General features: G+C 44.5%; 20 protein-coding genes. 7 read left to right on the forward strand and 13 right to left on the reverse strand.

The features are described from left to right. Nucleotides 1–94: 94 nt before the first annotated feature. From F6J90_RS04095 to F6J90_RS04125, 7 genes are all read right to left on the reverse strand, one after another. Complete coding sequence (locus F6J90_RS04095; RefSeq protein ID WP_293091209.1) at nt 95–454, reverse strand: hypothetical protein; 360 nt, start codon at nt 452–454, stop codon at nt 95–97. Between the two features lie 490 nt (nt 455–944). Further along, nucleotides 945–1,526, reverse strand: coding sequence for a Uma2 family endonuclease (locus F6J90_RS04100; RefSeq protein WP_293091210.1), 582 nt, complete (start codon nt 1,524–1,526; stop codon nt 945–947). 168 nt (nt 1,527–1,694) lie between these two features. Continuing rightward, nucleotides 1,695–2,549, reverse strand: coding sequence for a hypothetical protein (locus F6J90_RS04105; RefSeq protein ID WP_293091211.1), 855 nt, complete (start codon nt 2,547–2,549; stop codon nt 1,695–1,697). Between the two features lie 316 nt (nt 2,550–2,865). Further along, entirely contained in the window at nt 2,866–4,395 is a 1,530-nt protein-coding gene (locus F6J90_RS04110; RefSeq protein ID WP_293091212.1) for a hypothetical protein, read from the reverse strand. Between the two features lie 184 nt (nt 4,396–4,579). Further along, on the reverse strand, nt 4,580–5,863 hold the full coding sequence (gene hisS, locus F6J90_RS04115) for a histidine--tRNA ligase (RefSeq protein WP_293091213.1): 1,284 nt from the start codon (nt 5,861–5,863) through the stop codon (nt 4,580–4,582). A gap of 27 nt (nt 5,864–5,890) precedes the next feature. Next, nucleotides 5,891–6,178: a hypothetical protein gene (locus F6J90_RS04120; protein ID WP_293091214.1), complete on the reverse strand. Its 288-nt coding sequence runs from the start codon at nt 6,176–6,178 to the stop codon at nt 5,891–5,893. A gap of 310 nt (nt 6,179–6,488) precedes the next feature. Continuing rightward, a complete protein-coding gene (locus F6J90_RS04125; protein WP_293091215.1) occupies nt 6,489–6,875 on the reverse strand; it encodes a hypothetical protein in 387 nt (128 codons plus the stop codon). A 223-nt stretch (nt 6,876–7,098) separates the two neighbouring features. Here F6J90_RS04125 and F6J90_RS04130 point away from each other — a divergent pair, with 223 nt between their 5' ends. Both F6J90_RS04130 and F6J90_RS04135 read left to right on the forward strand, forming a co-directional pair. Then, a complete protein-coding gene (locus F6J90_RS04130; RefSeq protein WP_293091216.1) occupies nt 7,099–7,503 on the forward strand; it encodes a hypothetical protein in 405 nt (134 codons plus the stop codon). Between the two features lie 111 nt (nt 7,504–7,614). Then, nucleotides 7,615–7,785, forward strand: coding sequence for a hypothetical protein (locus F6J90_RS04135; RefSeq protein WP_293091217.1), 171 nt, complete (start codon nt 7,615–7,617; stop codon nt 7,783–7,785). 753 nt (nt 7,786–8,538) lie between these two features. Here F6J90_RS04135 and F6J90_RS04140 read toward each other — a convergent pair. Next, nucleotides 8,539–9,315, reverse strand: a complete 777-nt coding sequence (locus F6J90_RS04140; protein ID WP_293091218.1) for an RNA polymerase sigma factor SigF — start codon at nt 9,313–9,315, stop codon at nt 8,539–8,541. A 538-nt stretch (nt 9,316–9,853) separates the two neighbouring features. After that, nucleotides 9,854–10,684 carry a photosystem II manganese-stabilizing polypeptide gene (locus F6J90_RS04145; RefSeq protein WP_293091219.1) on the reverse strand — a complete coding sequence of 277 codons (831 nt, stop codon included), beginning with the start codon at nt 10,682–10,684 and terminating at the stop codon, nt 9,854–9,856. 185 nt (nt 10,685–10,869) lie between these two features. Between F6J90_RS04145 and F6J90_RS04150 the strand changes: the two genes are divergently transcribed. The 3 genes from F6J90_RS04150 (at nt 10,870) to rdgB (ending at nt 14,354) form a co-directional block, all read left to right on the forward strand. After that, nucleotides 10,870–11,286, forward strand: coding sequence for a hypothetical protein (locus tag F6J90_RS04150; RefSeq protein ID WP_293091220.1), 417 nt, complete (start codon nt 10,870–10,872; stop codon nt 11,284–11,286). A gap of 389 nt (nt 11,287–11,675) precedes the next feature. After that, nucleotides 11,676–13,118: a phosphoglucomutase/phosphomannomutase family protein gene (locus F6J90_RS04155; RefSeq protein WP_293091221.1), complete on the forward strand. Its 1,443-nt coding sequence runs from the start codon at nt 11,676–11,678 to the stop codon at nt 13,116–13,118. Between the two features lie 660 nt (nt 13,119–13,778). Further along, on the forward strand, nt 13,779–14,354 hold the full coding sequence (gene rdgB / locus F6J90_RS04160) for an RdgB/HAM1 family non-canonical purine NTP pyrophosphatase (RefSeq protein ID WP_366513716.1): 576 nt from the start codon (nt 13,779–13,781) through the stop codon (nt 14,352–14,354). 94 nt (nt 14,355–14,448) lie between these two features. Here the strand turns inward: rdgB and F6J90_RS04165 are convergent, their stop codons facing one another. After that, entirely contained in the window at nt 14,449–14,787 is a 339-nt protein-coding gene (locus tag F6J90_RS04165) for a P-II family nitrogen regulator (protein ID WP_293018096.1), read from the reverse strand. Between the two features lie 324 nt (nt 14,788–15,111). Here F6J90_RS04165 and F6J90_RS04170 point away from each other — a divergent pair, with 324 nt between their 5' ends. Together F6J90_RS04170 and F6J90_RS04175 are read left to right on the forward strand one after the other, a co-directional pair. Continuing rightward, nucleotides 15,112–18,444, forward strand: coding sequence for a valine--tRNA ligase (locus F6J90_RS04170; RefSeq protein WP_293091222.1), 3,333 nt, complete (start codon nt 15,112–15,114; stop codon nt 18,442–18,444). A gap of 22 nt (nt 18,445–18,466) precedes the next feature. Further along, nucleotides 18,467–18,934, forward strand: coding sequence for a hypothetical protein (locus F6J90_RS04175; RefSeq protein WP_293091223.1), 468 nt, complete (start codon nt 18,467–18,469; stop codon nt 18,932–18,934). Here the strand turns inward: F6J90_RS04175 and F6J90_RS04180 are convergent. From F6J90_RS04180 to F6J90_RS04190, 3 genes are all read right to left on the reverse strand, one after another. Next, a complete protein-coding gene (locus F6J90_RS04180) occupies nt 18,895–19,104 on the reverse strand; it encodes a hypothetical protein (protein ID WP_293091224.1) in 210 nt (69 codons plus the stop codon). The two genes, F6J90_RS04175 and F6J90_RS04180, sit on opposite strands and share 40 nt — an antisense overlap. A 474-nt stretch (nt 19,105–19,578) precedes the next feature. After that, nucleotides 19,579–20,247 (reverse strand): HAS-barrel domain-containing protein, encoded by a 669-nt coding sequence (locus tag F6J90_RS04185; RefSeq protein WP_293091225.1) that lies wholly within the window; start codon nt 20,245–20,247, stop codon nt 19,579–19,581. A gap of 144 nt (nt 20,248–20,391) precedes the next feature. Continuing rightward, complete coding sequence (locus F6J90_RS04190; protein ID WP_044493740.1) at nt 20,392–20,583, reverse strand: NAD(P)H dehydrogenase subunit NdhS; 192 nt, start codon at nt 20,581–20,583, stop codon at nt 20,392–20,394. Between the last annotated feature and the right edge of the window lie 194 nt (nt 20,584–20,777).

A 20,777-nucleotide genomic window follows, 5' to 3' on the forward strand; every position in this document is an offset into this window, starting at 1 on the left:
GCATTCAGCCGTGAATGCTGACCTTAAGGATTCTTCTAAGCCTGAGATATCGCCTGTTTGTGGCATTGCTGAACGCCACTTTGAGAGCTATAATTTACCAATTCATCAGTTCATCTATTACAGTGCGAATACGATAAGTGTTCCGGTCACAAGTATTGACACAAATAACATCTACCCTGACATAATCACCTTTGGGAGCACATACAAGATTAAAAATAACGTTATTTCCTCTTTTATAGCGCCATGCGTGAAATTCAGTTTTTTCGATTTCTCCTCCATTTACAAGAATATCCATTTTTTTTATAGCTATATTGTTACAGCTTGTCTCACTCCCACTACTAACGGCATGCCAACCTGTACTACCTCCCTCTCCGGTTATTGCATTAGCTAATCCTTGGTTTAGGGTCATACTTACAATAGTTGCAACAGATAAAATGCTTAATTTCTTTAACATCGTGATTCCTCCTTATCTCTTGTTAACTAATTTTAGAACATCTTATTTTTATTGATTATTCTTAATAATCAATAAAAATAAGATGTTTTTTGAAAACTTAAAATTACTTAATATTTATTGTGTATCAATTTAAGGCATTGCTGAATTAAAATAGATAATAGCGTTTTCAAACGAGTTGTAAAGTCATAGATTGTCGAAAAAGGCAAGAGACAAGAGGCAAAAGGCAAGAGGGAAAAGAGCTCCAGAGTTTTATAGCAAACTCAAAAAAGACCTTTTCAGTTTACATCTCAAATACAAATGCTATAAAACCGTAGGGGGTAAATCTCAATGCATGCTGTTTGCTCCGGTGGGTGGAATAGGCATCTTGCCCGTGGGTGGAACGGGCATCTTGCCCGTGGGTGGAACGGGGCGGGTTGTCTCAACCCTGGCTACGAGGCGGAACATGAATGCTCCCCTAACGCACCCTACTGGGCTAATCTTAAGGATTCATCTAAGCCTCACAGATAGCCTGTCTGAAGTACCTAATCGCTTCAACTTTGGAAGCCATCATCACACACCGAGACAATAAGTCAAGATCTAAATCTGGCAAGACTTCACTCTGGGAAATTTTTTCGTAACCATCAGAGCGCAAGTGATACAAAGCAAATACACCATCCTCCCAAAACCAAACTTCGGGTACTCCTAATGCTTGGTAACGACTTAGTTTGCTCTGATTACCACTGGTAAAGACAACTTCAATAGAGAGGTCTGCAATCACTCCTGAGGATCTACCAATTAGGTAAGATTGGTCTGCTTGTGCAGATGCTTCCCCTTCCTTCTCTTGGGTAAAGCTACCGGTTGGAGTAAACTCAATTTGTTTTTCAACAAAATAAGTACCCAGCAACAGTGCTATGACACCACTGAAGACTTCATGGTCTTGGGAAACTGCCAATATTTCTACCTCACCCCTGTAGTAGAACAGTCGAATTCCTGGGGAGTTGACGAACCCCGCTTGAATTGATTTGAAGTTATCCCAACTTACCCCGGAGTGGACTAGCCGTTGGTCTTTTTGTTTATCTACGACATAGGTCATGGCGATTATTCCTTGTTCACCATAGAAAGCCTAATCAATAAGTTTGCGATCGCAAATTCATTACTACCATCTTTGTAACCATTCAGCTGACAGCTGAGGGCTGACAGCTGAGGGCTGACAGCTGACGCATCTTTCCTTACCAGATTAGCGAGATTTTACCCCCTTCAGCTATTGAACATTTGTCACCCTACCGAGACGAGTAAAGCGAATTTCAATTCTGCGCCTAGTTTGATCATCCTTTAAACTAATCGGAGCAATTTGCCCATTAGGTAAAATTAACTGGGCTGCAGAATAAGCTCGAAATTGCAGCCCCTTGAGCCGCCCTTCTTTAGCTTGAATCTCACGCAGTAATTGCACAACTGCCAAAGCTCGCATCAGTCCTAAATCAGCATTAGATCCTGGTCTAAGTTGACTGATAGAGGAATTTTTATTAACCACATTCCCAATAGTTTGGTCGATATTGCTACCACCAAGATTAGGTTGACCATCGGTGTGACCAATTAGTTCTACTACATTAATTTCATAGTCCTTGGCATTGCTTTCAATAGCAGGGACAATTTGCTGCCGAATATAATCCTTCATCGCTGAGGGAATTTCCGCACTGCCGGAATCAAATCGGTAATTCCCCTGATCTTTGATTACAATAATCGGAGGTGTATCTGGTGGTTTTGGTGCTGCAGCAATCTGTACCTGCAAAGACCTAACCTGCTGTTCTAGTGCCTTTTGGCGGTCAGTTGAGCGCTTTGCCCTAGCTCTCCAAACCGCCACACCACGCTCAAGTTGATCAACCCGAGCTGCCTTAGCTCGTAATTCCGCATTCTCCCTTGCTAATTGCACCACTTCATCTTCACTTCTGGTGAGATCATCAATGGTTGATTCCAAGGAAGTTTGTGCCAGCACAGACTTCAAAATAGACAGCAACAAAAATAAGATCAGGATCATGAAGGCATTAGACATTAAGTCTGTAAAGGCTGGCCAGAGATTTATCTCTTCATTCCAATCATTATTTCGTGAACGACGCATTTTATCAATTCTCTGTCAATTTTCTAGTTATTATTCTTCATTTGCCGTAAGCATTCAGCTATCAGCTATCAGCTATCAGCTATCAGCTATCAGCTATCAGCTATCAGCTATCAGCTATCAGCTATCAGCTATCAGCTATCAGTTATCAGCTATCAGCTTATGGGCTACGGGCATAAGCTTAGATGGGCAAATCCCCAGACTTTAAATTCTCATTAATCTCGAACTATTAAATTCTCCCCTCCGAGGTTTATTTTAAGCTGACTGCTGACAGCTGACTGCTGACAGCTGACGGCTGACAGCTAACGATTTGCCAGGTTTATCGTTCACTGCTCAAACGCCTGACTAGCTCTCCTACAGTCATATCTTGGGTTATGCGAGTTGAACCATCAACTTGATTGGACTCAGTCATTTTTGTGCTAATCTTAGCAATTTCTTGATTGGTGTTATTGAGATGATTGACAACTTTTTCAAGATTGTGTCGCATAATTTCATAATTATGCTGGTCAGTATTAGCTTGCTGAGTAAGACTTTCATCAAGGCGATCGCCTAAAGCCTGAATTCCCAGACTTACTCCTTCGGTATAGCTTTTAACATTGGACACTAACTTAGCCAATTCAGCCTGAACGTCACTCAAGCTATCGCTTCGAGAAACAATCCGTTGCTCTAATTGATCAAGCCGAGCGATCGCTGACTGAAATCCCTGTGCTCCTTGCTGAAGTTGGGGGATAATCTTCCCTAGGGCTTGTTGACTGTGATGATGCTGTTTCACTACATCTAGAGAAGATTGTCTGAGGGCACTGATTTCTTCTGCCAATTTTACCAACTTAACCCCATGACGTTGAAGTTCAGCCATTGCTACTCCCATCCCTTGGACTGATTGCGATAGCATACTAGCTGACTCAGAGAAACTGCTTTGGGTTCTGGTTAAATCTACTGTAGCCTTAGATAATTTTTGAGGAAACTGGCTATGCTCAAAGGTTTGAGCAACTTGGGTAAATTGAGCAGCAGCTAACTGAAATTCCTCAGCACTTCTGGCGATCGTACTAGCAGCTTGGAAGAATCTATTGTAAGAATTTTCGGCTAGTTTAAGCACTTGAGTGTTAGCATCAGCAATTTCTTGCACTTTTTCTCGTAGTGAGGATTCCACTGCCTCTCGAACAGTCTGACCAAATCTCGCCAAAAAGCTTTCAAAAATATTGGACATCCCCTGAACCAATATATCCAGGCGTGTTTGCCCTACTAAAGTGGGCTGATAAATATTATCCAAGTAGTCCTCTAAGTAACTAATTAGATTATTTTTGGCTAGCCCTGTATTGAAGGCGACGTTAACTACGGTTAAGACAGCACTAAAAAAGATAGCGGTTAAGCTAGTGGTAAAAGCAATCCCCATCCCTTCTAGGGGTTGCTGTAATTGGTTAACTAAAGTATTGATATCGGTAGCATCAGACTGACTGATTGTTTGACTCAGTGCTAACAAATTGATGGTGATGCCGATAAAGGTACCTAGTAAGCCAAACGATAGCAGTAAGCTAGGCATAATCCGACCAATGTAATCAATTTGGTCACAAGATATGCCAACAACTTTCTCGTGGCTGTAGGCTTGGTCAATTAATGCGCCTGTATTGACCTGCTCTAAATGTCGGCTAGCATCTGAGAAGCGTCTTTCTAGTTCCTCTACAATTCTGGGTTTTTTCCCACGAGGCTGTCCATGGATTAGTCTTCTTACTCGCTTCCCTAGGGATAAAAGATGGGTATGGAGAGCAAAACGTAGTAAAATTACGAATACTGATGGGATTACCACCAGTACTACAGTCAGGGCAATTAAGTAATCAGGTATTGGTAGCATAGCAGCAGCTGGGGAACTCTACAGGTGAAATGGTAGCGCAGCATCCTCAGGATGCTAACCCCTTTCTTTATAACCTAAGGATACCCAGACTTATCTCAAAGCATTGATGTTTCACTACGAAATAATACGACGTTATTGAGTGTTAACACTTAATGGTAAACACTCAACACTACACACTCAACACTCAACGCAATTGTTCTATCTGCCCTTTTAACTGCTCAGTTTTATCCAATAAATCAGCTTGGCTCATAGTTTCTTGTTCCCCAGAGGCCAACCATTTCAAATTCACGGTGTTGCTCTGAGCTTCAGCATCTCCGATCACTAAACAAGCCACCGCACCACTGCGGTCAGCTCGCTTAAACTGTTTACCAAAAGCACTTCCACTCAAGTCCAGTTCTACAGCTAACCCAGCTTTGCGCAGTTGCTGAGCCAGTTTCAATCCTTGAGCTTGAGCTACTTCACCTCTGGATACTAGATAAAAATCTAGCGCTAGGGCTGGTGAAGCTTGCAGTTGTTGCAGCAAAATCACTAAACGCTCTAAACCAATCGCCCAACCAACGGCTGGAGTTTTATTTCCCCCCAATTCATCGACTAATCCGTCATAGCGACCACCACCACAAACTGTTGCTTGAGCGCCTAAGTCATCAGAGATAATTTCAAAGGCAGTGTGGGTGTAGTAATCCAACCCCCGCACCAAGCGAGGATTGAGCTGGTAACTAATCCCTAAATCCTTCAACAACTGCTTGACCTGATCAAAATGACTTTGGGACTCTGAACTGAGATAGTCTAATATACTCGGAGCATCCTGAGCAATCTCTTGAGTGCGTTTGTCTTTACTATCTAAAATCCTAAGGGGATTGCGAGTTAAACGGTCTTGAGAATCTTCGTCCAACTCATCTTTGTAAGGAGTGAGGTAATCTACCAGGGCCTGTCGGTAATGTTGACGGTCTTCGGTACTACCGACAGAATTAAGGTCAAGTTTCAGGTTAACTAGACCCAAGGTATTGAGGATATCGATTGCGATCGCAATTACCTCTGCATCTGCCCTCGGATCACGAGAACCAATCACCTCTACCCCCAATTGATGAAACTGTCGCTGTCGTCCAGCTTGGGGATTTTCATAGCGAAACATCGGACCGGTATACCAGAGGCGTTGTACCCCACCAGCAGCATAGAGGCTATTTTGAATATAAGCTCGCACTACTCCTGCTGTTCCTTCTGGACGTAGTGTCACGGAACGAGGAGGGGTTGCCCGGTCGTTGAAGGTATACATTTCCTTCCCCACCACATCAGTAGCTTCCCCAATCCCTCGTTCAAACAGTTCCGTGCGCTCAAAAATGGGAGGACGAATTTCTCGATAAGCCGCTCTATTGAGAATCTGTTGTGCGATCGCTTCTACTTGCTGCCAATATCCAACTTCCTCTGGCAGGATATCCCGTGTTCCTCGTAAAGCCTGGATTAAACCCATTAACGTTTTGCTTCCCCATCATGTGAGCTAGTGTCCACCATCGGAAGTGTCTTCTTCCCAGGCACCATAGCGATTTTGATAATAGGACAAAATTTGCTTGACCCGTTCTCTTTCTACTTTATCAGTAGTCTCGGCATACTCAATCCACAATCCACCAACTTGGCTCTGATTGTAATCAAACTGCTGGGATGTTTGGGGTAGTAAATCAGCGTCTACCCCTGTCACTTGCCGTAAATGGGCAGCAACCTCTCGATAAACTGCCAAGGGTAAACCAGGACAACTAATTTGATAACGCAATAGTTTACACTGCTCCATGATCCTAGGGTACCTTGTATTAGGGATTAACTAGCAGAACCATTAACCCAATTCCTAACACCTTTAGCTATCAGCGTGTCGCGTATCAGCTATCAGCCAAAGGTCTGTGGCAACGCTACGGCAACAGTTTATGCCCATAGCGTACGCTACTAATGGTACTTTTTCATAAAATCAGCACAATTAGTAGCGTCAGCCAAGGCCAAAGGCTTTTGGGCCACGGTACGGGAATGGCTGATGGCTGACGGCTGATAGCTGAATGCTTACCTAACACCTAACACCGTGCCACCTAAAACCTAACACTGAGGTTACCTTAAGAAGCTGATCCTGAGTTTTCTCCAACTCGTCTAGACACTTCAACACCGTTTTCTTCCAGAATCACCACTGGATCTAAACCTCTAAACATTTCAATTCGCTTGACTAGCACTTGTCCACCTAATATAAACTGTCCAGCTTGAACACTACGACTAGGCTCATTAGGGACATCTAGGATAGCGTAATAGACACCCCTACCATTGTCAACTACCCCTGTGACACTGATTGTATATGCCAGCTCTGGTTCTGGTAGGATTGGCAGTTGCAGATCAAATTCAGGAGGGATAGGAGGAATACCATCCTTGACAACAGAGCTATTGTCTGGTATGGAACTAGGCTTAGCTTTGCTGGTCTCTGTAGGCCGAGTGTTCTCGCGCCGTGGCAAAACATTTCCTCTTGATGAGCCAGGAGACCTTCTAGCGATTGATGAGCTTGGAGGCTTACGGTCGGGCCTGGTAGCTCTTGAGGGGCTGGTGGGTCTGCTAGCTCTTGAGGGGCTGGTGGGCCTGGTAGCTCTTGAGGGGCTGGTGGGCCTGGTAGCTCTTGAAGGGCTGGTGGGCCTGGTAGCTCTTGAAGGGCTGGTGGGCCTGGTAGCTCTTGAAGGGCTGGTGGGCCTGGTAGCTCTTGAGGGGCTGGTGGGTTTTACCGCTACACTACTTCCTGTTCCAGGACGCGATCGCAAAGGCGGTCTTGCTGGTGGAGGAGTCAGAGGCTGTACCCTCGTAGGGGAGCTACTTGGTCTGCCGGGATTGGGCAAAATCTCCACCTCTGGTTGCACTGAAATTGCCGCAAACGGGTCAAGACGCCCCTTATCAATCCGATTTCTTACTTCATTGCTTGGCAAGGTGGTGATCAATGGTGGTATTGGTATTACCTTTTCCTGCTCCGGTGTTTCCGGGGATTTAGGAGCAAATTCAGCTACAGGAGGAGAAGGTTTGGTGCTATCCGGGGAAGCCACCGGCGTTGGTTTAGGGGTAGTCTGCTCCCCCTGTTCAGTCTTTCTACCCGGTTGACAGCCTCCTATAAGCAGAGCCAGCACACTCACCCATACGATGCATGATACTTTACCCATGACCACCTAAAAATAACGCTTTATCCGAGCATACCCTTGAAGTTATCGATCTATGGCACCAACTTCTTTTAAGATAGGATTTTTTTGGCAAACTTCCAAAACTGGAGACTCTCAGCAAAAAGCTGTGGGCATGCTATGGGCAATAACACCCAACTCAAGTAAGCATTCAGCCGTCAGCCGTCAGCCGTCAGCCGTCAGCCGTCAGCCGTCAGCATTCAGCTGACGTAACAAAGATTAAACGAATGCTTACTTGTTTTATTTAAAAGCTCAAAGCTGAGAGCTTATAGCTGATAGCTTATAGCTTATAGCTGATAGCTGATAGCTGATAGCTTACCAACTCAATAATCCCAAAGCGGCTTTCAGCTATCACTTAGCTATCAAGTCCAGTTACTTTGCCAGCTGTATTTGACACTCCCCGGCGTGAACGCGCGGGGATTCAAAGCGAGGAGGTACCCAAACGGGCATTGCTCGTAACAACCACATCGACCTCCCGTGCCGTAGCACCAAGAAATCGGTAGTCCACTTGGCGGTGCCAATTGCCTCTACTCTCTCCGACAAAATATTGCCATTGAGTCTACTTTCAAAGTAAGTAATGTGATTCGCGTGGCTTTAAAGACTATTTGCTTGTAGAGGGCTGGGATTGGAGTCTTTGACCGAGCACCATTTCGGTTAACTACCTTTTAACCAAAGCGTCCCACTACCAGGAATCTCACCCTTTCTTTTTAGGTCGTTGCGTCTTCTTTATTCTAGCACAAAGCCGTCGAACGAAGGACGGGCTTTCAGACCCATTTTCTTTGATGATTTTATAGCAGTTATCAATTCGGTGAGGTAAACAGTCCTAGATTTCAGGGAGTATATATTACTGATAATAAAATTTACTGTACCTCTTAAGTATGATCAACGCTATATATTATATTATTATCCTTCAATTATTAGGCTTCAATAGTTAGGAAATGTAATAAAAATGTAGTAAAAATTAATCTTGCGTCCCTTTCATTAACTTTTGCAACGCTTCCAAGCCTTTTTTAACGCGGCGGGATACCGTTACTACACTGATGTCTAACCGTTGTGCTACCTCTTTTTGGGTCAAGTCATGTAAAAAAACAAATTCCAGCACTTCACGAGTGCGCTTTTCCAAATGAGCTAGGGCTTGTTGAATGCGGATTTGGTCTTCCTGTGCCAGCTGAAAACTGCGATAGCGAGGATCTGGCACTAACTCACCCAAGCTGGTGTTTCTATCCTCTGAATCTCCCACTGGTGTATCTAAGCTCAGAGGTTCCCGATTTTGATGAGCTAGGGTAATTTCTTGCCATTCTTCTAGGGAAATGTTTAATGCTGCTGCTATTTCTTCTTCTGTCGGTTGCCGATTTAACCTTGATCGTAGATTTTGAGTAATTTCCACAGACTTTTGCCGTAGTGCTAGCCAGCGTCGAGGGATGCGAATTGAATAACCCCGATCTCGTAAATAGTGCTGAATTTCACCACGAATGTAGGGGATAGCGAAGGAACTAAATGCTATGCCCTTGGTGGAATCAAATCTTTCTATGGCACCAATTAAGCCAATACAGCCAACCTGAAGTAAGTCTTCGTAGCTTTCATGACACTGATTGACCCAATGATGAGCTTCTCTCCTCACTAGTCCTAAATTGAGACCAACTAGCTGATTGCGAAGTTCAGGTTCAGGAGATTGCTGGTACTTTTGTAATAATGTTAAGCTTTGATACTTAAGATTATGATTAAGGTTAGTCGCCATAACAAAGTTTAATGTGGTAGATTACAAGTAGATCACAATTAGCTCACAATCGGCTATCAGACCCCTAACTCATCCCAATTATCCTGGATGGAACAAATTTTTTATCCTGGTAATGGTTCAGGTCGAATTGGTAATGGTTGTGGGATTGCCGATTGACGATTTCCCGGATCCAATCCCCGGATGATCTTATGTTGCATCCCTTTTAGAGCAAGGGGATAAGTTTGAGTTGCTTGGTTAATTGTGCAGTTTGGTTTGATAACATAGTTGATTTAGTTAATCTAGTTTATTAATCTCCAAAAGCACCGCCCTGATCATAGTGTTATTGCTTTAATTGTAGATTTACCATTAAGTTTCTTAAAACAGTAATTTCACCCGAATCGCGAATAAGAAAGGGATGAAAGTTTATTAATAATACATACAGGATAACGAAAACGCCACATTCCGATCAAAAAAGGGGCATACGCCCCTTAGCAATTAACGTTTTTGCCAATTTCCCATTCTGGGAGTCAGTGGCTTCAAAGACTCAAACCAACGTCAGCTATGCTTGTTTTGGTTGAATGCGACCGTAAAATATCCCCTGAACTTTCACTTCTTCTGGCTCATCAGCACCTAAGTCAGTATCTGAGGGTTGTTCACTTATGAATGTACCAGCAATTTCCCCACTCTCCCTATCTACTTGAGCTATTCGCAGCTCAATGGTGCCTTCGCCTACATCTGCGCTCTTAACATTGGCAAACTCTTGGCTATCCGCTTGAGATGGCAGAGCAACCGAATTATCATAACCACTAGCCAGACCTCGACCTTTGGGATCTAGGAAAACAGCACCCCGATAGGAGGGGACGTAGAAATCGCCAACAAAGTCGGTGGAAGCATTGATACTCTCCAAACCAGGCTCAGTTGTGGCAACCAATTGCTTAATGGTGAACAGGAATGGGACTTGCTCACCTCCAGGCAACTGAATAGTGATGGCTTGGAAATCTATACCATCCTTTTCAACAAAGCTCAGACTACCATCTTCTTGATAAACTAAGTCTCCTCGAACTTGATCCAGGCTAGAGGTATAACGGGTCAATAATTTGCCGGGAACATATTCTGCCTCTTTGCGCTTAGTTCCTTCTTCCTTGACAAAGAAGGTGGTTGGCTGTAAGCACATATCCACAATCTGATAGGACTGGCTGGGGTCTAGAGGAATAGCACCCCGAGTCATTTCTGACAGCTGTGGACAGTTATTGGCTAAACCAGTGTTTTTAATCTGGTCATAGGTGAGTCCTTCGATACTTTCCAAGCTTGCTATATCTGGAGAACAGGAAGCTGTAAAGACCCCCAGACATAACGCCAGGAAGGCACAAATCAAAGCACGATACTTCATAGTCAATCTCAATCGTCAATAATCAGATCTAAAAATGTATGTTAGGTTGGTTCTTGAATTGGGTTGCTGGTGCCATAGGAGTTAAACAGCTGCTGCCCTCTAGGCATTGACCAGTATTATCCACAATTCACACCACACCCATGTTATAAGTCGGGCTACACACAAACTATCGGGAAGCTTGTTATTTGGTTGAACTACTGCCATTGGGGCATAGGGCATGCAAAAATGGCACCGATTCCGTGAGCCTCAGCTGTTCTTTAGAGCATTGTACACGGGAAGAGCCGCCTTTACTGCGACAGTTATTTGATGGAATGGATCGGGATAAAGATTTGGATTCAGAGCAATTACAGGCTAAATTACTAGAGATTAGCGCTGATATTCGTTCTTTGGCAAAGAATTACCAAGGTGATAACTTAGCGCTGTTGGCTATACTCAGGGGTTTAGAGGAAGTCCATGGCGAGATTCGAGACGGGTTCTTTCAAGCCTCATTGCCGGATACTCGCCAGAAACTATATGATTTGCTAAAGGATATTGAAGAAAAGGGTGGTTGGCCCTACATTGAACGTATGAATCTAATCTCTGTACTTAAGAAGCTGCCTTAGTCAGCCCGAACTAAGCATATCAGCGACGACCACTAGGAAACTGTTGCCCTTGTCGTGGGATGATTGATAGGGATTTAGAACAGACCGAAGAGTCCGGAAGAGGGGAAAAACCTGACTATATCCCGCTTACATTTAGGAAAAACCTTGGTTGCTGAGCAACTCATCGGTGCTAGCCAATGGTCCAACGTCAATGGTGGTAGCCAATACACCCACTGGACAAAATCCCGAAAGAGTGACTTAAGTTAAGTAATTACTATCAGTACTACTAGATGACGACAAAATGGCGACACAAGCCAGATCAAGCTTTGGCGGGTCAGCAAGACACTAACTCTTTCCAATGCTAGGATTTTGCCGTCAGAGTATTAAAATTTAAGTAACTATATACTACTATGGCGATTGCCGGAGATTCAATTAAATTTGGGACAGACGGCTGGCGAGGTATCATTGCCGCCGATTTTACCTTCGAGCGCTTGGCAATAGTTGCCCCTGTTGCTGCTCAAGTTCTGGCAGATGCTTATGGGGAAACCACGGGTAGCCAAACGATTATAGTGGGGCATGACCGACGCTTCATGGCAGAAGACTTTGCCAAAAAAACCGCAGAGGTGGTTCAAGCTGCTGGTTTTGATGTCTTACTCTCTAACAGTTATGCTCCTACACCAGCATTCAGTTGGGCAGCCAAGTCCCAAAATGCTTTGGGAGCTTTGGTAATTACTGCTAGTCATAATCCTGGCAATTACCTAGGCTTAAAAGTGAAAGGAGCGTTTGGTGGATCAGTTCCTATAGAAATAACTAAACAGATTGAAGCTAAACTTTCTCAAGCACCAGCATTACCTGAAAAAGAGGGGAGTATCAAGACCTTTGACCCATGGTCAAGTTACTGTGATGCCTTAAGACAAAAGGTTGATATTGCCCTGATTCAACAGCTGATTAGTCAGCAGAAACTGACTGTCTTTGCCCATGTCATGAATGGTGCAGCAGCAGGAGGCTTGAACAAGATTCTTGGGTTACCCATTATCGAAATTAAGGCCGAACGGGATCCCTTATTTGGTGGTAAAGCCCCAGAACCTTTACCTGGTTATCTGTCTGAGCTATTTGAAGCGCTCCAGAATCACCAGCGTCAACCGGGTGTTGAATTAGCAGTTGGGTTGGCATTTGATGGGGATAGCGATCGCATTGCAGCCGCTGATGGTCAAGGCAATTTCCTTAGCCCCCAAATCCTGATTCCCATCCTGATTGAACATCTAGCATCACGACGTAACTTTAGTGGTGAAGTGGTCAAAACCCTTAGTGGTTCTGACCTAATTCCTAGAGTGGCAGCACTGTATAATTTGCCAGTTTATGAGACGGCTATCGGTTATAAGTATATTGCTGACCGGATGTTATCCACTCCTGCTTTGCTAGGGGGTGAGGAATCCGGAGGCATTGGGTATGGCAACCATATTCCTGAGCGAGATGCTCTATTATCAGCACTGTATATATTAGAAGCGATCGCTAAATCTGGAAAAGACTTAAGTGAACTCTACAAGAGTCTGCAAGAGCAAACTGGCTATGCTTCTGCCTATGACCGGATCGATTTACATCTATCGGGGATGGAAGTGCGATCGCGTATACAAGAACAATTACAAACCCAGCCTCTCCAAGAAATTAATGGTCAGGCAGTGGTGGATTGCCAAACCACCGATGGGTACAAATTCCGTTTAGCTAACGACAGCTGGTTGCTGATTCGTTTTAGTGGCACTGAACCCTTATTGCGACTCTACTGTGAAGCAGCTACCCTTGAACAGGTAACTCAAACCTTAAACTGGGCTAAAGATTGGGCCAGTAAGTTTTAGAGTTTAAATTTGGGATTAATGTTGGATTTTGGATTGGCTAGTTTTGGTTGGGTTATTGAAAATCTGGGCTTTGGTGAGTAAGATCGCAATCGCGCATTAAACGCTGCTTGAGCTGTATCGAACTGACTCTGATTGCTAGTTAACCTTTCATCAAACAGAAAAACAACAAACTAGGGTTAGCCACTTAATTTATTGAGTGGACAGCGAGTGCGCCGGGATAAATCCAGGCAATTGTGTTAGAATAGAATGGTAAGTAGGGACAAGGTTGGTCACGTTTATATTTTGCTAGTACGGTGAAATTCCGGCCAGGAAGAGACGGGGTATATCCTACGACTATGGTACAGGCAAGTAACGCAGCAAAAAGTAGTGATTTATTGCCCTAATTTGTTGGTACAACCACTCCGAAAGCTAGTTAAATTGAAAGTAAATCCACAGGTTAACTGTTTGAGTTAATCCGAGGGAGGTAGGGCAGTGTTGAGTCTGCCAAACTATATAGACTAGGTTACTCTAGGCTTTAGTATAGTAAGCGTCGTGGAGCGCGGTTTCAACCCGCGTAACGACATCAGCTTAGAATCCCTGTGTTTTCAAACCAGGGAGAACTCAAAATCTGACCTTGTTGCTTTGAGTAATCCAAAATCCCAACATCAAACCCCAAAATTGCTGCCAAAATTGCTGGTTGTAGCTACAGGCAATCCTGGTAAGCTGCAGGAGATGCAGACATACCTAGATGCTTTGGACTGGGAATTGCAGTTAAAGCCACCAGAGCTAGAGATTGAAGAAACTGGGGATACATTTGCTGCCAATGCTTGTCTGAAGGCATCAGTAGTAGCCCAGGCAACTGGGCAATGGGCAATTGCTGATGATTCCGGTTTGCAAGTCGATGCCCTAGATGGTGCTCCAGGGATTTATTCTGCACGCTATGGCAAAACTGACCAAGAGCGAATTGAGCGGCTACTGGGGGAGCTAGGTTTGGAAGTGAATCGGCAAGCCCAGTTTGTTTGTGTAGTGGCGATTGCCCGTCCAGATGGTGCGATCGCTCTCCAAGCGGAAGGAATTTGTCGGGGAGAAATTTTGCCAGCTCCTCGGGGAACTGGTGGCTTTGGCTACGACCCAATTTTTTTTGTTCCAGAGCAGGGGTTGACCTTTGCTGAGATGGAGCCTGAGATGAAGCGATCTTGCTCTCATCGTGGCAAGGCTTTTGAATTACTACTGCCTCAGTTGAAACAGTTAGGTTAACTAGGGTGGCTAAAACCGTCAGCTCCCTATAAAAATCAACTGAGGCACGCTAACTCAGTAAACCGTGCCTCAGCTACCTTGGTATATAGGGTATTTAGACCGCTTCTAGATTTTTTTCCCCAGTACGAATTCTGACCACCTGATCGACGGGGCTAATGAAAATTTTACCGTCGCCAATTTCACCGGTGCGAGCTGCAGCGATCACTTTGTCTACGACCATATCGACTTGATCGTCTTCTACGACAATTTCTACTTTGAGTTTTTGTAGGAATTCAACCGTGTACTCTGAACCGCGATAACGTTCAGTCTGACCTTTCTGGCGTCCAAAGCCTCGGACCTCAGAAACGGTCATTCCCACAATGCCAGCATTGACTAGGGCAATTTTGACTTCGTCTAGCTTAAATGGCCGGATGATGGCTTCTACTTTTTTCAAGCTCCTAACTCCTCAGTTGTTCTGCTATTCATTTGTTATATGATAAGCATGACACTTTATCTGACTGTGGATGTGGAAATTTTTCTAAATGCTGATAGGGTGACTCTGAGGTGTTGATATCGATTCATCAACCGCGAAGACGACTGGGTTTTCTATATTTATCTATTTATTAGCTGCACAGGTCTTTGGTGACTCCCCACCGACTTCTTATACTCCTCTGCTTTTCTGCCTTAGCATCCTTCCCGTCTTTGCAGTTCAATTCCTTAACTATACCTTGAGCCTGTGGCAAAATTGAGGTAAGCCCATCTATTCACCATTCCCAGCATGAGCGCAACCACACCCACCCTGGCAACCAAATACGAACCGAAAACCACCGAAGCCAAGTGGCAACAATACTGGGAAGAAAACCAAGTCTTCAAAGCTGACCCCAATCACCAGGGTGAACCCTACTGCGTTGTTATCCCCCCACCTAACGTTACTGGGAAGTTGCACATGGGTCACGCCTTCGAGAGTGCCCTGATTGACACCCTCGTCCGTTACCACCGGATGACAGGACGCAATACCCTGTGGCTACCGGGAACTGACCACGCTAGTATTGCTGTACAAACCATTCTCGATAGACAGCTAGAAGCTGAAGGCAAAACCCGCTATGACTTGGGACGGGAAAAGTTTCTTGAACGGGCTTGGGAGTGGAAGGAAGAATCAGGTGGCACCATCGTTAACCAGCTGAGGCGTTTGGGGGTTTCGGTGGATTGGTCCCGGGAACGGTTCACTATGGATGAAGGCTTATCGAAAGCGGTAATTGAAGCCTTTGTCCAACTTTATGATCAGGGACTGATTTACCGGGGCGAATATATGGTCAACTGGTGTCCAGCCTCGGAGTCCGCTGTCTCAGATTTGGAAGTGGAAAATAAGGAAGTTGATGGGCATTTGTGGCATTTTCGATATCCCCTTACCGATAGCAATGGTTTTTTGGAAGTAGCTACGACTAGACCAGAAACTATGTTGGGGGATACGGCAGTTGCAGTTAATCCTAATGATGAACGCTACCAGGATTTAATTGGTAAAACTGTAACCTTGCCAATTATGGGACGAGAAATTCCGATTATTGCTGATGAGTTGGTTGATCCAGGGTTTGGCACCGGTTGTGTCAAGGTAACTCCTGCCCATGACCCTAATGACTTTCAAATGGGTCAGCGTCATAGTCTGCCATTCATTAACATCATGAATAAGAATGGCACGTTAAATGAAAAAGCTGGCCATTTCCAAGGACAAGACCGGTTTGAAGCCCGGAAAAATGTGGTGAAGCAGCTGGAAGCAGAAGAGCTGTTGGTTAAGGTAGAGGACTACAAACATACGGTACCCTATAGCGATCGCGGAAAGGTTCCGGTTGAACCCCTAATCTCAACGCAATGGTTTGTCAAAATTCGCCCCCTAGCTGACCGAGCCCTAGAATCTCTTGACCAACACCATTCTCCAGTATTTATCCCGGAACGTTGGACGAAGGTCTACCGAGATTGGTTGGTGAAATTAAAAGACTGGTGCATCTCCCGCCAACTCTGGTGGGGACACCAAATTCCGGCTTGGTATGTGGTAAGTGAAACCAATGGCACAATCACTAGCGAGACTCCGTTTATTGTGGCTCACCATGAAGCAGAGGCTAAGAAGAAAGCAACAGCAAAATTTGGAGAAAATGTCAAGCTAGAGCAAGACCCAGATGTGCTGGATACCTGGTTTTCCTCAGGATTGTGGCCCTTCTCGACTATGGGCTGGCCTGATGAGACCAAGGATTTGAAGACATACTATCCCACTACCACCCTGGTAACAGGTTTTGACATCATTTTCTTCTGGGTTGCCCGCATGACCATGATGGCAGGACATTTTACGGGTCAGATGCCGTTTAAGAGTGTTTACATCCACGGTCTAGTGCGGGATGAGAACAATAAGAAAATGTCTAAGTCGGCTAATAATGGTATTGACCCCTTAATCATGATTGACAAGTATGGTACGGATGCCGTGCGCTATACCTTGGTTCGGGAAGTGGCAGGTGCAGGTCAAGATATCCGATTAGAGTATGACCGCAAGACGGATGAGTCAGCTTCTGTAGAAGCATCCCGCAATTTTGCCAATAAACTGTGGAATGCAGCCCGGTTTGTAATGCTAAACCTTGATGGTAAGACTCCCGAAGAGTTGGGTCAACCAAAAGTAGAGGAATTGGAATTATGCGATCGCTGGATTCTTTCCCGTTTTCATCAAGTGGTGCGTCAAACTAGGGATTATCTAGATGCTTATGGCTTGGGAGAAGCGGCTAAGGGACTTTATGAGTTCATCTGGGGTGATTTTTGTGATTGGTACATTGAACTGGTAAAATCCAGGCTGCGTCAGGATGCCAATTCTCCGTCGCGGGTTGTGGCACAGCAAACTCTAGCTTGCGTTTTAGAGGGTATCCTAAAGCTACTCCATCCATTCATGCCCCATATCACTGAAGAAATCTGGCACACCTTGACCCAGAAATCTGGGGAGGTGTTGGCACTACAACCTTATCCTTTAGAGTACCTAGATGGTCAAACTGGGGAAGAGGAACTACAGACAACGGACAGCGAACTGCTAACCGATAATACATCCGATTACCCTGATGCCCAATCACCCAGGTCAGGAACATCGTTGTCTAAGGAAAAGGAAATCTCTAAGCAAAGTGTAGCTGTATTGTTTAAAGTGCGAGAAATTTCTAGGAAGTTGTTCGAGGACTACAAAGAACCGATAATCGCAGCAGGGTTGGTTGTCGGAGGAATTATTGCCCTGAATATCCTCACAGCCTTCGTGGGTGCGCTCAATCGCATTTCCTTAGTCTCAACTAGTTTAGAACTGATTGGTCTAGGATATGCCATTTGGTTTGTTTACCGTTATGTGCTCAAGGCTGAGAATCGTCAAGAGTTATCCGAAAAAATTCAATCCATCTTAGCAGAAATTGTTGGTAAGGAAGACAGTCAGCAATCCTCGGAATTGAGGAAAATTGAGTCCAAAATGGGGATTATTGATGGAAATATCAAACAGGGAGAAGATATTAAAGATATAGAAGATATCAAAGATATAGAAGAGGGGCAGGTTAAAATAGACCATGACGTTCCGCCCATAGGCAATACCCACTCTTCTATATCCCCGAGTTCTCTAATTGACTCAGAACTAGAGCAAAGGTTTGAGCTGCTAATCGGTACAATCCGTACTATCCGCAACCTCCGGGCTGAGGCAGAGATTAAACCAGGGGTGACCGCACCTGTGATTCTACAAAGCAGCAACAGTGACGAACGTCAAATTTTGGAGGCGGGTCAAGCCTATATCAAAGACTTAGGTAAGGTCAATCAATTAACCATCACTCCAGCCTTGGAGAAAGAGGTAAAGAATACCATGGCGGGTGTAGTCGGTACTGTCCAGGTGCTAATTCCCCTAACTGGTGTGGTGGATGTGGATGCTCTACGGGCTAAGTTAGAAAAGAAGTTACGTAAAGTAGAGGCGGAAGTCAAATCCTTGTCTGGGCGTCTGGGTAATAAGAACTTTGTGAGTAAAGCTCCAGAAGCTGTGGTTAAGGGTGCTCAAGAGGCTTTAGCTGAGGCTAAAAAGCAAGAGTTTATTTTACGCGATCGCTTAAATAGACTTTAAACAGATTTCAATCAAACCGATAATGCTACACCTAGCTCAAGTTCAAGACAATGATGATTTTGGCGGGCTCCAATTACAACTACTTGCCCGCCAAAACTCTGATCAATTCTGGGAAGTCATTGAGCCAAGACCTGTTGCGTTTAGTAATTCCCAAGCTTTTAAAGAAGGTTGCTTAGTCTTAATCGATCTGGCTGAAACTCAACAGGTGATCACTATTCAATCTGCCACCGATTGGGTGTTAGATTTAGTCAAGAAGTATTTAACAGCTGAGGTTAAGTCTACCTTTTTAGAGGAAGAAATGAAACGGGCTGAACAATGGCGGCAAGAGCTAACCTTGAAAAGCCAAGGGTTAGATATCCGCGATTTAGAAGTAGAAGCACGTCGCGAAAAAATTGAAACCTTAGCAGAAAACTTGAAATTGGAGAAGCAACAGCTGGAGCAAAAGGTAGCTCAATTGCAGGCTAAAATTGATGAAGCTGGTAATGAGTAAAGGGAATAGGGAATAGGGAATAGGGAATAGGGAATAGGGAATAGGGAGTAGGGAATAGGGAATAGGGAATAGGGAATAGGGAATAGGGAATAGGGAATAGGGAATAGGGAATAGGGAAACAGAGGGAGGTGTGGGTCGAAATTCCTGTTGGAAGTAACCGGGAAACTCAAGAAGTGATTCTTGACACTCCCCGCCCTGGAAGGACGGGGATTCTTGTTTCAACGAGGTGACTTGTTTAACCAGGCCGGAGCCAGGCAAAATAGAGGTCTCCTCTCCACAAGCGTAGTTGGTCTTTGACCTAGGTTTCGGTGTGCCCCACCGTACCTTTTTTTTATATAGATAGATACTTTTTTTATCTAATTTTTTCATAGACGTTCAAGTCGTTAGACCCAATTACGCAATATGTACGCTCTACATATTTTTTACGTTGCCTACTTATGATTAGATAGTATCTCTCTACTTTTAAAGTCTATTGTTTATACTTTAATTATACCACATCTATTACAAACTTTCATTGAAAGCCTTCGTTCGCGTAGCGTGGCCAAAGGCCAACGAAGGACGGGGCGCGATTACCCAAAATTTTCGGTAAAGTAATGCGTAGGATAACCCGTTATACCTGTAAAGGATAACGGGGGAGGAGGATACTACGAATGAATCTGACTCAAAATATACCGCAAGCGGTCATAATCATCCTTAAGTAAGACACTCAAGGTTCGTCCGGCCTTGACTAACCAGTCACGGTCAGTCTGACGAAGACGATAAACTTCCCTAATCACAGCTGCTGTCAGGGGGTCTACTGGGGCACCATTCACTTCCAAAAGTGTTCGCAAAAAATCCAACTGTTCACTAAAGTGAATAACCTCTGATGGTTCACACTGGTAGACAGGTTGATGAATTTGCGGGGGACGGGGTGGAAGATACTGATAGACTCGACCGTGATGGTTGCTAAAACCATTCACACCCTCTTCGGCAGACATAAATCCAACGATGGCAGCACGGAACTCAGTTTTGAGCATGGCGAAAATCTGAGGCTGCTGCTCACGTAATTCTGCCAGTGACAATCCTAAAGCTGTTGCTCGATGAACTGAGTCAATCGGGCTAGTGGTAGCATAATAAACTACAGCAAAAATTTGATTACCTGACTCATCATCTACAGATTTTACCCAGCTGCCAAAGGGAGGCATGACTGGAAAGCTTAGATCTTCTGGCTCTAAACATTGAGCTAGAAATTCTGTAGTTGCTGTTTCAATCACCTCAGCAAGGTGATGTTCTGAGCGATTACTGGGGGTAAACTGGGGTAAGGGAAGGCGCATGGTTTAGTTATTAGTCATTAGTCGTGAGTTATTGATCTATGCCCCTTGATCTATACCCCAGTTTGACGAGAGTGTTTAAACAGTAGTCTGTTAGGTTTTTTTAGAGCATGATTAGGGGCTTACTGGAGACGACAACTGATGAATCTAACCCTTTTTACCAATTTTTGGTTTCACCTCTTCGATTTCCGACAGCTGAAACGTCACTAATTTATCCCAGTTACCTCCTTCAAACAGCACAGCTGCTTTACCATCACTAACGCGCTGTACTAGCCCCTCAAAGCGATAATAGGTATCGTCAACATTAATTACGCGAACTATAGAACCTGGAAAAATCATGAGTGCCTCAAAACTTAGATTTCCTTTACTAGGATAGGAGCTAATGGACTTATTGTGGGGTATAGGAGCACCCATAACGTCAGCTGTCAGCCGTCAGCTGTCAGCCGTCAGCTATCATGCTTAAAATAAAGATCGTTGGCGTAGCCTGCGCAAACGGGAGAATTTAAGAGTTCGAGATTTTACAGAAGTGCGGC

Origin of the sequence: Moorena sp. SIOASIH (assembly GCF_010671925.1) — a bacterium.
Classification (GTDB): domain Bacteria; phylum Cyanobacteriota; class Cyanobacteriia; order Cyanobacteriales; family Coleofasciculaceae; genus Moorena.